The sequence below is a fragment of the Stenotrophomonas pavanii genome, assembly GCF_900101175.1.
Lineage (GTDB): Bacteria > Pseudomonadota > Gammaproteobacteria > Xanthomonadales > Xanthomonadaceae > Stenotrophomonas > Stenotrophomonas pavanii.
Genome location: NZ_FNFQ01000003.1, coordinates 448,922 through 462,653, shown reverse-complemented (window position 1 = coordinate 462,653; position 13,732 = coordinate 448,922). Strand labels below are relative to the sequence as shown.

The 13,732-nt window shown below is 68.5% G+C and carries 14 protein-coding genes; 4 read left to right on the top strand and 10 right to left on the bottom strand.

Translation table 11 applies throughout. The annotated features are described in order from the left end of the window. Positions 1–5 precede the first annotated feature (5 nt). The 6 genes from BLS66_RS08265 to sufT form a co-directional block, all read right to left on the bottom strand. Entirely contained in the window at positions 6–1,748 is a 1,743-nt protein-coding gene (locus BLS66_RS08265; protein ID WP_049465771.1) for a S8 family peptidase, read from the bottom strand. Positions 1,749–2,124: 376 nt separating this feature from the next. Further along, a complete protein-coding gene (locus tag BLS66_RS08260) occupies positions 2,125–3,147 on the bottom strand; it encodes a M23 family metallopeptidase (RefSeq protein ID WP_074725614.1) in 1,023 nt (340 codons plus the stop codon). Position 3,148: 1 nt separating this feature from the next. After that, positions 3,149–3,484: a transcriptional regulator gene (locus BLS66_RS08255; protein WP_049465767.1), complete on the bottom strand. Its 336-nt coding sequence runs from the start codon at positions 3,482–3,484 to the stop codon at positions 3,149–3,151. After that, on the bottom strand, positions 3,481–4,137 hold the full coding sequence (locus tag BLS66_RS08250; RefSeq protein WP_074725613.1) for a hypothetical protein: 657 nt from the start codon (positions 4,135–4,137) through the stop codon (positions 3,481–3,483). The genes BLS66_RS08255 and BLS66_RS08250 overlap by 4 nt, the downstream gene beginning before the upstream one ends. Before the next feature lie 174 nt (positions 4,138–4,311). Continuing rightward, a complete protein-coding gene (locus tag BLS66_RS08245; RefSeq protein WP_049465764.1) occupies positions 4,312–5,406 on the bottom strand; it encodes a branched-chain amino acid aminotransferase in 1,095 nt (364 codons plus the stop codon). Between the two features lie 59 nt (positions 5,407–5,465). Then, positions 5,466–6,017 carry a putative Fe-S cluster assembly protein SufT gene (sufT, locus tag BLS66_RS08240; protein ID WP_005415385.1) on the bottom strand — a complete coding sequence of 184 codons (552 nt, stop codon included), beginning with the start codon at positions 6,015–6,017 and terminating at the stop codon, positions 5,466–5,468. Positions 6,018–6,139: 122 nt separating this feature from the next. On the opposite strand from sufT, the gene BLS66_RS08235 reads away from it, so the two are divergent. Beyond that, positions 6,140–6,559 (top strand): hypothetical protein, encoded by a 420-nt coding sequence (locus BLS66_RS08235; protein WP_074725612.1) that lies wholly within the window; start codon positions 6,140–6,142, stop codon positions 6,557–6,559. A 260-nt stretch (positions 6,560–6,819) separates the two neighbouring features. Here the strand turns inward: BLS66_RS08235 and BLS66_RS08230 are convergent, their stop codons facing one another. Continuing rightward, complete coding sequence (locus BLS66_RS08230) at positions 6,820–8,280, bottom strand: NAD(P)(+) transhydrogenase (Re/Si-specific) subunit beta (protein WP_049465760.1); 1,461 nt, start codon at positions 8,278–8,280, stop codon at positions 6,820–6,822. Then, entirely contained in the window at positions 8,277–8,597 is a 321-nt protein-coding gene (locus BLS66_RS08225) for an NAD(P) transhydrogenase subunit alpha part 2 (RefSeq protein WP_005408173.1), read from the bottom strand. The genes BLS66_RS08230 and BLS66_RS08225 overlap by 4 nt, the downstream gene beginning before the upstream one ends. Positions 8,598–8,694: 97 nt before the next feature. On the opposite strand from BLS66_RS08225, the gene BLS66_RS08220 reads away from it, so the two are divergent. Genes BLS66_RS08220 through BLS66_RS08210 form a run of 3 tightly spaced genes read left to right on the top strand, consistent with a single transcriptional unit; the run spans position 8,695 to position 10,067 of the window. Beyond that, on the top strand, positions 8,695–9,279 hold the full coding sequence (locus BLS66_RS08220; protein ID WP_074725611.1) for an RNA polymerase sigma factor: 585 nt from the start codon (positions 8,695–8,697) through the stop codon (positions 9,277–9,279). Next, a complete protein-coding gene (locus tag BLS66_RS08215; protein ID WP_057493433.1) occupies positions 9,276–9,602 on the top strand; it encodes a hypothetical protein in 327 nt (108 codons plus the stop codon). The genes BLS66_RS08220 and BLS66_RS08215 overlap by 4 nt, the downstream gene beginning before the upstream one ends. Before the next feature lie 3 nt (positions 9,603–9,605). Further along, positions 9,606–10,067 (top strand): DUF3106 domain-containing protein, encoded by a 462-nt coding sequence (locus BLS66_RS08210; protein ID WP_057493434.1) that lies wholly within the window; start codon positions 9,606–9,608, stop codon positions 10,065–10,067. A gap of 120 nt (positions 10,068–10,187) precedes the next feature. Here BLS66_RS08210 and BLS66_RS08205 read toward each other — a convergent pair whose 3' ends face one another. Both BLS66_RS08205 and BLS66_RS08200 read right to left on the bottom strand, forming a co-directional pair. Beyond that, entirely contained in the window at positions 10,188–11,267 is a 1,080-nt protein-coding gene (locus BLS66_RS08205; protein WP_057493435.1) for an NAD(P) transhydrogenase subunit alpha, read from the bottom strand. Positions 11,268–11,319: 52 nt separating this feature from the next. Further along, positions 11,320–13,641 (bottom strand): DUF1631 domain-containing protein, encoded by a 2,322-nt coding sequence (locus BLS66_RS08200; protein WP_074725610.1) that lies wholly within the window; start codon positions 13,639–13,641, stop codon positions 11,320–11,322. Positions 13,642–13,732 lie beyond the last annotated feature (91 nt).

Below are 13,732 nucleotides of genomic sequence, written 5' to 3'. Positions count from 1 at the left end.
TGGGCTCAGTACTGGGCGCTGAGGGTCACGCCCGAGAAGGTGCTGTACGCCTTCACCCGCACGTACCAGGTCCCGGCGGCGGGACTGTTGATGGTGCAGGTCTCGCTGTTGCCACTCAGGTACGGGCGGCAGGTGTAGGTGGTATCGGTCGGGGCACTGCCCTGGCGCACGTACAGGTCGGCATCGCCGCTGCCGCCACTGATCGCCACGCGCAGCTGGGTGCTGCCGGCCGGGACGGCGACGGTGTAGTTCAGCTCGGCACCGGTCGCAGCGCCCAGGCCGGTCACCGGCACATTGTTCTGCAGCACGTTGCCACCCGGGTTCGGGTTGCCACCGCCGTTGATCGCTGCGGTGACCGCCGCGTTGGCGTCGATGATGCCGGCGCCGCAGCCCCCCGAGCAGGCGCCCGGCAGCGGGCGTGCGGTGCTCTTGATGATGCTCTCGACCTGCGCCGGGCTCAGCGGGCTCGGCGCCACCGACTGCATCAGTGCAACCACACCGGCCACATGCGGGGCCGCCATCGAGGTGCCGTTGTAGGACGCGTAGCTGGCGCTGCCCGGCGTGGTGGTGCCGGTGTTGAGGGTGGACAGGATGCTCTGGCCCGGGCCGGAAATGTCGATGCCGGCACCATAGTTGGAGAAGCTGGCCCGCGCACCGGCCGAGGTCGTGGCCGCCACTGCGATCACATTGGCGCAGTTGGCCGGCACCGACGAGGACACGTTGGTGTTGCTGTTGCCAGCGGCGACCACCACGGTGGTGCCGCGGCTGACCGCGCCGTTGATCGCGTTCTGGTAGGTGGCCGAGCAGGTGCCGCCGCCGCCCAGCGACATGTTGATGACTTCCGCCGGATTGGCATTGGCCGGCACGCCGCTGACGGTACCGCCGGAGGCCCACACGATGGCATCGGCGATGTCGGAGGTATAGCCGCCGCACTTGCCGAGCACGCGCACCGGAACGACCTTGGCGTTGAACGCCGTGCCGGCCACGCCGGTGCTGTTGTTGGTCACCGCCGCCACGGTGCCGGCGACGTGGGTGCCGTGCCAGCTGGAGTTGGACGCCGGGATGCCCGAGCCACACTCGTTGGCGCCATACCAGTCGCCTTCGTCGTTCGGGTTGCTGTCGCGGCCGCCGCCATCGCGCGCCATCGCGGCATCGCTGATGAAGTCATAGCCGGGCAGGATGTTGGCGTTGAGATCGGGATGGTTGGTGATGCCGGTGTCGATCACGGCCACCACGACGCCGGTGCCGGTGGCCTTGTCCCAGGCCGGCTGCACGTTGATCGACGCATTGGAGGTACCGAAGCCCCACTGTTCACTGAAGCGGGTGTCGTTCGGGGTCAGCGTCGCACGCATGATCTGGTCGACTTCGACGTATTCCACGTTCGGGTCGGCAGCGAGCTTGCGCATCAGCAGCTCGGATTCGGCCTGGTCGAGCGGGCGATCGGTCCTGACCAGGGTCGGGCCCACGGCCAGCTTGCGGACTTCCTGCAGGCCCAGCGCGCGCCCCTGGCTGCTGGCCAGGCCGGCGGCGGCGCTCTTCAGCGAAGACGCCAGTGCAGTGGTGTTGGCCACCGGCGCACTGCCGTCGCGGTACTTCACGATGAAGCGCTGGTGCGTCGGCGCGGACTGCAGGCCGCTGAGCTGGACGTCACCGGCCAGCGCAGGCGTGGCCAGCAGCAGCGATGACAGAACGGACGCACCAAGGACCACCCACACTCGACGCACACGCGGTTGCGTTACCTGGGACATCGTATTTCCCTTTCTAGTGGTGTGAATGCCGGAATCGGCAGAAGCACCGGCCCGAACCCTGGGCTGGCTTGCGTTGGCGAGGTTCGAAGTCCGGCGGGCCAGCGGATCCCCCTATCGATCCGCCGTGCACATGACGCTAATGACCAAAAGCGGACACCACAAGATTTTCAGCGTCTTTTCAGCAAGATGAAATGTCTGATATGAGACTTTTCGGGTCGAGGGTTTGTGAAGGTGAAGGACTTTCTCACGCCCTGCACGCACCTGACTGGGCGTTGTCCTGTCCGCCGATGACTTTGCCGACATCGGCGTGCACTTCCACGCCGATGGCCGCGCAGCATCGGCGCGGCCCTCGTGCTGCCCCGTTCGAGTGCAGGGACTATTCGATGTGTGCAGCGCCGCCAGGCCGGATGTGCTGCCCCTTGACCGGTTCGCCGCGCGCGACCGGCTGGCCGTCGGCCACATAGCCGGAGAACTGGGCCGGCAGCGCCGCGCTGACCCCGAACGCAGGCCCGGCCTGCAGCTGGTAGTGCAGGTGCGGTTCGGAGGAATTGCCGCTGTTCCCACAGTCACCGAGGTGCGTGCCGCTGCGGACGACCTGCCCCTGTGCAACGCGCACGCTGCCCTGGCGCAGGTGCGCCAGCACCGAGTACTCGTCATTGCCGTGATCGAGGATGACGCGGTTGCCGGTGAGCTGGGCAGCGTTCATCTGGCCTGGCACGTTGTCGGCGACGCCCTCGACCACCTCCACCACCGTGCCGTCGGCCGGCGCGAGGATTGGCCGGCCAAAGCAGAAATAGTCCTCGTTGCGCTGACCCTCTCCACCATGGGAACGGCCATCGCGGACCACCAGCAGGTCCATCGCGAAGCGCTGGCCGGCGTGGGCCGCATGGTAGTTCTGTTCGACACTGCGGCCGCCCCAGAACACGAAGAATTCATCTTTGAACGGCAGTTGCAGCCGTGTGCGGGTCTGGTAGTCAAGGAACCCGCTCGCCGCGGCCTGCGGCGGCGTGGTCTGTAGCGGGCGGATGTAGAAGCCGGCGATCCGCCCGTCAGCGTCGATGGCCCACAGCACCTGGATGATGGCCTGGCTCTTGGCGAAGCGCGCCTGCCGCAGATAGGTGTCGTATCCCTCAGCCTTCTCGACCTTCTCGCTGACCAGCTCGGTTTCTGCGCCCCAGCCTGCCAGCACCTGCTCGCGCAGCGCCACCAGGCTCTGCGGGGACTGCAGCCCCGCCCGCATCTGTGGCGTCATCCGTTCCCACAGGGCGTCGATGTGGCCCTCATAGAACTGCGCGGTCAGCGTGGCTCCCTGCTGGCGCGGATCTGTGGCCGCGGCGGCACCGGTGAGGGCAGAGAAGGAAACAACCAGAACTGCAAACAGGCGCGGGAGCAATGTCATGTCAGGCGTCCTTTCGATCCGGATCGGGAATGCCGGCGACGATCGCCGCCAGCTGCGTGCGGTACTCGGCCAGGGCGGTGCGCCCCAGTGGCGTCAACTGCAGGGTGGTCAGCGGGCGCTTGCCGCGGAACGACTTTTCGATGGCGACCAGGCCGGCTGCCTCCAGCTTGCTCAGGTGGCTGGACAGGTTGCCCTTGCTCAACCCGCTGAGATGTTCGACAAAGCCGAACTCGGCAGACTCGGCGCCGGCCAGGATCGACAGGATCAGCAGGCGCGCCGGTTCGTGGATCAGGCGGTCGAGCTGGAGCAGCGCGCGCGAATCAGGCAAGCGGGTCATTCGACGAGCGTCCGTCCGGCCATGAACGCGCGCATTTCCGCCTGCAGGCGGTGGAACCGCTGGTGGTCACGCCAGCCGACCACGATCAGCGCAATGGACGCCAGTGGGAACACCGCAGTGCTCAGCCCGAAATCGTAGGTCTGCCCGGTGAAGGCCAGCGCGGCCTGGCACAGCAGGAACACACCCACGATGAACTCCAGCGGTGTACGCAGCCAGCGCCACACTACCCAGGGCAGCAGCGCCACCACGGCCAGGTAGCCGATGGCGCGCAGATCCCAGGGCAATTCACCCATCGGCGCCAGCCTGGGCAGCACGCTGCCGATCACCAGCACGCTCACCAAGGCGGTGAAGGCGATGAAGAAGCGCTGGAAGTTGCGCTCGGCCGGCGTCACCTGCTCCTCGACCTGGCCCAGCCGCTGGTAGTAGCGGCGCGCCAGCCATTGCTTGCCAACGATCCACAGCACCGGGACGGCGATCAGCGCGACGCGCAGTGCCAGGGTGGTCGGCAACAGCGCGCCCGCAAGGAAGGAGGCCAGACAGGCGACACCACCCGCGATCGCCGACAGGCCACCGGCACTGCGCGAGTAACGCGAGTATTCACGGGTCAACGCCTGCAGGCGCGAGGAAGGATCAATGACGGACGGCTGCTGCATGACACGCTCCATCGTGGCCACTTGAATATAGTTTGCACTGCAAACCTATTTGCGTCAAGCAGTCCTCTGCAGCGATCTGGAGGCCCCACAACGCAGAAAGCCCGTCACAGGGACGGGCTTTCCAGGAACAACGCCGCCAAGCGTAGGCTCGGCTCTCCAGTTGAGCGTGGGCGATCAGCCCAGCTTGACCAGCCAGTTGTGGCGGTCCGGCAGGCGGCCGTACTGGATGTCGGTCAGCTCCTTGCGCAGCGACATGGTCACTTCGCCGGCCGGGGCGTTGATGTCGCCCACCGCGAAGCCTTCGCCCTTCAGCTGGCCGATCGGGGTAACCACCGCCGCCGTACCGCAGGCAAACACTTCACTGATCGCACCGGAGGCCACGCCGTCCTTCCACTCGTCGATGCTGACCTTGCGCTCTTCGACCTTCATGCCGCGGTCGCGGGCCAGCTGCAGGATGCTCTCGCGGGTGATGCCCTCGAGGATGCTGCCGGACAGTTCCGGGGTGACCAGCGTGCCGTCCTTGTAGACCAGGAACACGTTCATGCCGCCCAGTTCTTCCAGGTACTTGCCTTCGACCGGGTCGAGGAACAGCACCTGTGAGCAGCCCTGCGCCTGCGCCTTCTGCTGCGGCAGCAGCGAGGCCGCGTAGTTGCCACCGCACTTGGCGGCGCCGGTGCCGCCCTTGGCCGCACGCGCGTATTCGGTGGACAACCAGATCGACACCGGGGCCACGCCCTTGGCGAAGTACGGGCCGGCCGGGCTGGCGATGACGTAGTAGCCGGCCTTGTGCGCGCCGCGCACGCCGAGGAAGGCTTCGTCGCCGATCATGAACGGGCGGAAGTACAGGCTCGACTCATCGGCGGACGGCACCCAGTCGCTGTCGACGGCGATCAGCTGCTTCAGCGATTCGACGAAGATCTCCACCGGCAGTTCCGGCAGCGCCAGGCGCTGCGCCGAACGCTGCAGGCGACGGCCGTTGGCATCGGGGCGGAAGGTCCAGATCGAACCGTCGGCATGGCGGTAAGCCTTGATGCCTTCGAAGATCTCCTGGCCGTAGTGCAGCACGGCCGCGGCCGGGTCCAGCTGCAGCGGGCCGTAGGCGCGCACGTTGGCGTTGTGCCAGCCGGCATCCTTGTCCCAGCGCACTTCCACCATGTGATCGGTGAAGTGCAGGCCGAAGCCCGGCTTCTCCAGGATCTTGGCGCGCTCTTCAGCGCTGCGCGGGTGGTCCGAACGGGTGACGGCGAAGCTGGGGATGGACTGGGACACCGGAGGATTCCTGTTCTGGTTGCGGGTAGTGCCGGGCCCGCGTCACTGCGGGCCCTGGGTCAAAGCATGCCGGTCTCGAGCCGGGCCGCCTCGGACATCATGTGCTGGTTCCACGGCGGGTCGAACACCAGGTCGACGTCGGCCTCGGCCACCGTCGGGATCATCTCGAGCTTGCTGCGCACGTCGTCGACCAGGATCTCGCCCATGCCGCAGCCCGGCGCGGTCAGGGTCATCTTCACGTCGATCTCGCGCTTGCCCTCGTCCAGGTGCTTGATCTCGACTTCATAGACCAGGCCCAGTTCGACGATGTTGACCGGGATTTCCGGGTCGAAACAGGTGCGCAGCTGCTGCCACACCAGCTGTTCCACCTGTTCATCGGTGGCGTCGGCCGGCAGCTCCAGCGGTGCCGGTGCTTCCTTGCCGATGGCGTCGCCGTCCTTGCCGGCGATGCGGAACAGGTTGCCCTCGACGAACACCGAATAACTGCCGCCCAGCGCCTGGGTGATGTACCCATAGCTGCCGGCGGGCAGGGTCACGGTGTCGCCCTGCGGGACCATCACGGCCTCGCAATCGCGTTCGAAGTGGACAGGTTCGCTGCTACGGGAATACATGGGGACCGATATGGGGCCGTGGCCATGGCCACGCAAGACGGCATTCTAGCCCAGCCGCCCCGGCACCGCCGGTGCACTGCGGCAAACCACAGTATCCTGTGGGTGATCTTCAGGGAGCTTCGATGTCCTCCAATGCCGCGCGTGCCAGGACCGTGACCTGGCTCTGGCCCCTCATGCTGTTGCTGGGCCTGCTTGTTGCTCCCCTCGCCTGGATGGTGCTGGCGCTGATCACCGGCCGCCAGGTCGGCTGGATGGCGGTGCTGGCCGCCCTGGAACTGGTGTTCATGCTGCGCCTGGGCACGCTGGGCCCGGGCCGGCTGCGCGTCGCCCTGGTCGTGCTGGGCACCCTGCTGGTGGCCGCGGTGGCCAACTGGGCCATCGCCAGCGCCTGGATGGGCGGTTCGATCGGCCTGGACCTGTGGGACGCCACGATGCGGATGGGGCCGCACCTGGCCTGGACCCTGATCACCCTCGCCAACGGCACGATCGAATGGCTGTGGCTGGCCGTGGCCGTTGCCGTAGGCGCCTGCCTGGCGCGCTGATCGCGTAGATCCACGCCACGCGCGGATGGGCGGGTAGTGCCGGCCGCTGGCCGGCAAAAGCGTGCGGACCCAGGTCCGCACCTACCAGGTGCGGCCACCACGCGTGGATCCGGTAGTGCCGGCCGCTGGCCGGCAAAAGCGTGCGGACCCAGGTCCGCACCTGCCAGGCGCGGCCGCCACGCGTGGATCCGGTAGTGCCGGCCGCTGGCCGGCAAAGGGGCCAGAGCCCTTTCCTGCGGAAAGGGAACCGACCCCGGTCCTCAATGCCCGCCGTCGAGCGCCTTCAGTTCGCTCACCAGCGAGGCGGCCGCTTCGGCACCATCGCCATACAGCATGCGGGTGTTGTCGGCATAGAACAGCGCATTCTCGATGCCGGCGAAGCCGGTGCCCTTGCCGCGCTTGATCACCACCACGTTGCGCGCGTTGACCACGTCCAGCACCGGCATGCCGTAGATCGGGCTGGCCGGGTCAGTGCGCGCCACCGGATTGACCACGTCGTTGGCACCGATCACCAGCACCACGTCGGTGTTGGCGAATTCCGGGTTGATGTCGTCCATGTCGGCGATCAGGTCGTAGGGCACGCCCGCTTCGGCCAGCAGCACGTTCATGTGCCCGGGCATGCGTCCGGCGACCGGGTGGATGGCGAACTTCACCTTCACCCCGCGCTGGCCCAGCCGCTGCGCCAGTTCCCAGATCTTGTGCTGGGCCTGCGCCACGGCCATGCCGTAACCGGGCACGATCACCACGCGCTCGGCGAAGGCCATCATCGCAGCCACGTCGGCCGCTTCGATCGGCTTCTGCGAACCGGTGATCGCCTGTGCTTCGCCACCGGCGCCGCCGCCGAAGTTGGAGAACAGCACATTGCGGATCGGCCGGTTCATCGCCTTGGCCATCAACCGGGTCAGCAGGATGCCGGCCGCGCCGACCATCATGCCGGCGATGATCAGTGCCTCGTTGCCGAGCACATAACCTTCGAACGACACCGCTAGGCCGGTGAACGCGTTGTACAGCGAGATCACCACCGGCATGTCGGCGCCACCGATCGGCAACGTCATCAGCACGCCCAGTGCCAGCGCCAGCACGAAGAAAGCGACGATCGCCCAGGTGCTGAGCGTACTGGCAGCGATGATCGCCAGCACCACCACCGCCAGGGCCACCAGCAGGTTCATCACCTGCTGGCCCGGCCAGGTCACGCGCTTGTCCAGGCGTCCATCCAGCTTGGCCCAGGCGATCACCGAACCGGACAACGACACCGCACCGATCGCCGCGCCGACCACCGCCAGCAGCAGCATCGTGCCCGACGGCTGGCGCGCGGCCAGGTCGGCCAGCGCCTGCGCGCTCCAGTGGCTGGTATCGCGGTGGGCCAGGAAGGCATAGCGCAGCAGTTCCACCGCACCGATCGCCGCCGCCGAGCCACCGCCCATGCCGTTGTACAGCGCCACCATCTGCGGCATGTCGGTGATGGCAACCTTGCCGGCCGACCACCAGGCCAGGCCCGCGCCCAGCAGCAGTGCCACCAGGATCAACGGCACGTTGTGCAGTTCGGGCAGGAAGAACGTGGCTGCGGTGGCCAGCAGCATGCCCAGCCCGGCCCAGCGGATGCCGCTGCGCGCGGTCAGCGGCGAGGCCATGCGCTGCAGGCCGAGCAGGAACAGCGTGGCGGCGACCAGGTAGCTGGCCTTGACCAGCCAATCGAGCAGTTCGACGGTGCTGATGTTCAAGCCTGCGGCTCCTTCGGTTCGTCCTTGCCGCCCTTGGGCGCGCTCGGCTTGAACATTTCCAGCATGCGCGCGGTGACCACGTAGCCACCGGCGGCGTTGCCGGCGCCGAGCACCACGGCCAGGAAGCCCAGCGCCTTTTCCAGCGGCGTCTGCGCATGCCCCAGCACCACCATCGCACCGATCAGCACGATGCCGTGGATGAAGTTGGAGCCCGACATCAGCGGGGTGTGCAGGATCACCGGCACCCGCGAAATGATCACGTGGCCGGCGATGGCCGCCAGCATGAAGATGTACAGCGCCACGAACCCGTCACTCACCGGCAACGCTCCTGCTCTGTCTTCGTCGCCCCATCATAACCATGGGCTGAACCCGCGCGCACCCGGCGTCAACCGCGGCAGCGCTCACGCGTTGTCGATGGTGACCCCGAGCGAGGAACCGTACCCTGTGCTGGTGAGCAGCCCTGTCCCCCCGAGCGCCGAGACCGAGGCCCTGCCGGCCTCGCTGGAAGCGTTCCTGGCCAATGTCGGCCCGCGTGCGTTCCGATTCGCCGAGGCCGGCCTGCGCCAGCGCGAAGACGCGATGGACGCCGTGCAGGATGCGCTGCTGCGCATGCTGGACTACGCCGACAAGCCGGCTGCCGAATGGGCACCGCTGTTCTGGAGCATCCTGCGCCGCCGCGTGATCGACATGCAGCGCCGGCGCCGCTTCCGCCTGCCGTTCTGGCGCGACACCCCGGACGCCGACGGCGGCGGGATCGACTGGGCCGACCCCGGCCCGGACCCGGCGCAGGCGCACGAACAGCGCCAGCAGTACCAGCAGCTGGTGGAGGCGTTGCGCACCCTGCCCGCCCGCCAGCGCGAAGCCTTCACCCTGCGCGTGCTGCAGGACCTGGACGGCGCCACCACCGCCCGCGCCATGGGCTGCAGCGAAGGCGCGGTAAAGACCCATCTGGCACGCGCCCGGCAGGCGCTGCAGGACTATCTGGAGACCCGACCGTGAACCGCTCCCTGCCATCCGATGACACCCTGCGCCGCCTGCACGCGCAGTCGCTGCAGGCGCTGTCGCCGGCCACGCTGGCGCGGCTGCGCCAGGCGCGCCACGGCGCCACGGCCATCCACCGCGGGCGCGGGCGCTGGTGGCTGGCCAGTGCCTGTTCGCTGGTGGTGGCGCTGGCTGTCGGCGTGCAGTTCAGCGGCCTGGGCCTGCATTCCGGGCCCGCGACCGTAGTGCCGACGGCGGCGGTGGAAGACAACAGCGCGCTGTACGACGAGAATCCCGATCTGTACCTGTGGCTGGGCGATACCGACCTGGCGATGGAGTGAATCATGTCCCGACTGCCTACCCTGCCGCTGCTGTTGACCCTGTCGCTGCTGCCGGCCGTCCCGGCGCTGGCGCAGAGCGCAGCGCCCGCGCCTGCTGCACGCCCTGCGCCGGGCGCCACGCTGCCTGCGTGGGAGCAGCTGAGCGAATCCCAGCGTGAGTCCCTGCTGGCGCCGCTGCGCGACCGCTGGAACAGTGCCGATGCCGGCCAGCGCCAGCGCATGCTCTCGCATGGCCAGCGCTGGCAATCGATGAGCCCGGAGGAACGCGACAAGGCCCGCCGTGGCCTGCGCCGCTTCGAGCACATGAGCCCGGAACAGCGCGAGCAGGCACGCGCCCTGTTCGGGCAGATGCGCGACATGCCGCCGGCACAGCGCGACGCGCTGCGCGAGCGCTGGTCGCAGATGACGCCGGAGCAGCGCCGGGACTGGGTGCGCGACAACCCGCCGCCAGCGAAGCCGCGGTAAGGCCCCGGGGACGGGGTCAGAGCCCTTTGCTGACGCAAAGGGATCCGACCCCGGGATGACCCGCCGCACGTTCGGGGTCAGATCCCTTTGCCAGAGGCAAAGGGATCTGACCCTTGTCATTCACGCCTGCCAGCGGGTCTTCGCCAGCAGCTCGTCGTCCCAGTCGAACCCGAGCTGGCCTTCGCGCACGAACAGCGCAACGAAGTTGAGCAGGTTGCGCGCATACATCTCGCTGGCCTGCGTCGCACCGCGACTGGCCAGGCCCAGCGGGCCATCGATGGTCACGCCCTGGTGCTCGATGCACTGCCCCGGCCGGGTCAGTGCACAGTTGCCGCCGCTCTCGGCGGCCAGATCGACAATCACGCTGCCGGTGGCCATGCCTTCCACCATCGCGGCAGTCACGATCGTCGGCGCCGGGCGGCCCGGTACGGCGGCCGTGCAGATCACCACGTCCACGCCGCGCAGGTGGTCGGACAGCCGACGCTGCTGCTCGGCGCGCTCGTCATCGGTCAGCGCCCGCGCGTACCCGCCCTCGCCCGCCGCACTCACCCCGAGATCGAGGAAGCGCGCGCCCAGGGACTGGATCTGCTCACGGGTTTCGGGGCGCACGTCGAACCCTTCCACCTGCGCACCGAGACGGCGTGCGGTGGCGATGGCCTGCAGGCCCGCCACGCCGGCGCCGATGACCAGCACCTTGGCCGGGCGCACGGTGCCGGCGGCAGTGGTCAACATCGGGAAGAAGCGTGGCGCGCGCTCGGCGGCGATCAGCGCCGCCTTGTAGCCGGCCATGCCAGCCTGCGAGCTGAGTACATCCATTGCCTGCGCGCGGGTGGTACGCGGCAGCTGCTGCAGCGGGAACAGGTACAGGCGGTCGCTGTCCGCCAGCGCCGCCAGCGCCGGATCACTGGCCGGGGTCAACAGGCCGACCACGCTGGCCCCGGGCTTGAGCTGCTCCAGCACTGCCGCCGCAGGTGCCTGCACGCACAGCAGGATATCGATCTCGGGCCAGCGCCCCGCATCGAAGACGCGTGCGCCGGCATCGTCATAGGCCGCATCGGTGAAGCCGGCGGCCAGGCCGGCGCCAGCCTCGTACCAGACCGTTATGCCCAGCGCGCCGAGTTTGCGCGCGGTTTCCGGCGTCAACGCCACGCGCCGTTCGCCCGGCGCGGTCTCCTTGATCCCCAGCAACGCCACGGCCATGCAGGTCCCCGCTGATCGGTGAGTTTTCCCGATCCTAGCAGGCGGCCCGCGCTCAGTGCAGCGTGGCGCTGCCCGGGTCGAGGCGGTCGATCACCCCCTGCATGGCGCTGTCGAAGGCACCATCATCCACATGGGCGCGCAGGCGGCCCAGCCGCACCATCACCGCCAGTTCTTCCGGCGAGGCCACGCAGAAGCGCACGCCGCGACGGTTGACGAACAGCAGGCGCGAAGAGATCGGGCTGACCCAGGACAGCTTGCCGGCCTGCACCTTGCCGTCCTTGTCGACGAAATCGAGCCAGTTGCCGATTTCCATGCGGCGGAAGCGGTCGGCATCGGCATTGTCGAAATCATCGGCGTCGATCTGGCCACCCAGTTCCACCGCTGGCGATTCAGCGACCGGCGGCGCCGGCAGCGCCACCTGCGGCAGCTCGGGCAGCGCGCGCTGCAGTTCCGGCCGCGACTCGGCGATGCCCTGCAGCGTGTCATGCAGGGCGTCAATCGCCCCGGTGGCCGCATCGCCGTGCACACCGACGCTGGCAAACACCTTGGCCAACACCGGCTGCCAGGCCTGCAGCCACGGCTTGCCGACGATCTGGCGGCGCGCCTCGGCCACTTCCTCCAGCAAGCCGTCGCCCAGGCTCAATGCCTCGGCCACCGAGGCGCCTTCTTCGCCCTCGCGCAGCAGCGCCAGGGTCAGGTGGTGCTGCCACGGCTGGCGCAGGAATTCGGCAATGGCCGGCGGCAGGCTGGCATCGCCGATACGGCGGTCCAGCTCGGCGCCGGCGCGGGTGCGGGCCATTTCCAGTTTTTCCTGGCCGCGCTGCGTTTCGGCGGCACGGCGCTCGGCGATTTCCACGCGGCGGCGATGCTGCACCAGGAACTCGCGGAATTCCTCTTCCAGGGTCAGGAAGATCGCCAGGTTCTCGTTGAACTCGGCCACTAGGCGCTCGATGATCTCTTCGACCTTGGCCATCAGCATGCGCTCGGCCTGGCTTTCGCCGGTGTTGCCCTCGCAGGCCTCGGCCAGCGAGTTGAGCAGCTTGCGCGCCGGATGGGTCTTCTGCACGAACATGCGGCGGTCGAGCATGGCCACCTTGACGAAAGGCACCACCAGGCGGCCGATCAGTTCGCGTGAGCGGCCCTCCAGTTCACGCTCGTCCAGCATCACGTCGAACAGCATGCCGACCAGATCGATGGCGTCCTCGTCCTGCGGGTCCAGGCGGGTCTGGCCCGGATCGACGCCAAGCTGGGTGGCGCTGGACAGCACTTCGCTCTTCAGCCGCTGCGCCAGCGATTCGCCGTCCTCGCCGATGGCCGCGCGCAGGGTCGCGCTCGGCGTGGCCTGCAGCAGCGACAGCACCGACATCATTTCGCGCTGGCTGAGCGGTCGCTGCTGGCCGACCGCCACCTGTGCCGCAGACGTGGCGTCCTCACGCACGTGGCGGGTCTGCTGCAGCAGTTCGTGCAGCGCTTCCAGCAGCATGCCCTGCTGGCCGGCGTAGGCCTCGCCGGTGGCGCCGTCATCGCCGCCCAGGTGCTGCTGCATATGCCCGCGGCGCTCGGACCAGCGGGCGGCGAAGCGCTGCGCCCAGGCCGGTGCCGCCTGCTCGTCATCGCTGAAGCCCGGATCGAAGCCCGCGCCGTGGCGCTGCTCGACCAGGTCATCCAGCATCCCGGCCATGCGCGGATCCGGCGCCGGCGGCGGTGGGCGCTGCGGAGTGCCCAACTGCGACATCACGCCAGCCGCAGCCAGTTGCTCGTCCAGCTTCTCGTAGATGCGGCCGACCGGTGCGCGCAGGTCGCGCTCGCACAGTTTGATCAGCACCAGATGCACTTCCGGGGCCAGTTCACAGCCGGCAAAGGCTTCGTGGATGGCCACGCCCAGATGCTCGGGGCTGATCGGATTATGGTCCGCGTCCAGTTCGACGCCGCCGATCAAGCGGCCCAGGCGGCGGTCCAGCCGTGCCAGCACCGGCTTGAAGTCACGCAGCAGTACGGTGGCGAAATTGCGCACCGCCAACCGTGATTCCAGCACATGCTCGGCCAGCAGGCTCAAGCCGTCCTCGGCCGGCCCGGACAGGGTCGCCTCGGCCGACAGCGGCTCACCGGCGGCCAATGCCGCCCAGGCCTGCTGCAGGTGGCCGGCGAAGGCGCCGGCGATGTCCTCGCGACGCCGGCGCAGCTCGCGCATCGCATCCAGGAACAGCAACTGCGACGAGCCGGCATTGCCGGCACGGTCGAACAGGGCATCGTCGAAACGCGCCAGTGCGGCCCCGAAGGCCTGGCACAGCGCGGGCAGGACCATGTCCCGGGCAAGCTGGAGCTGGGCCGGGTCACGGCCCGGCGATCCCATCGGTGTGGGCACGCTCATCATTCGGGAAGGCTCCCCACCTTCTCTGGTACGACAGACACCATGGACATCGCGACGACCGGCACACCCCATGTACCGGTACGTCGATGGTAGG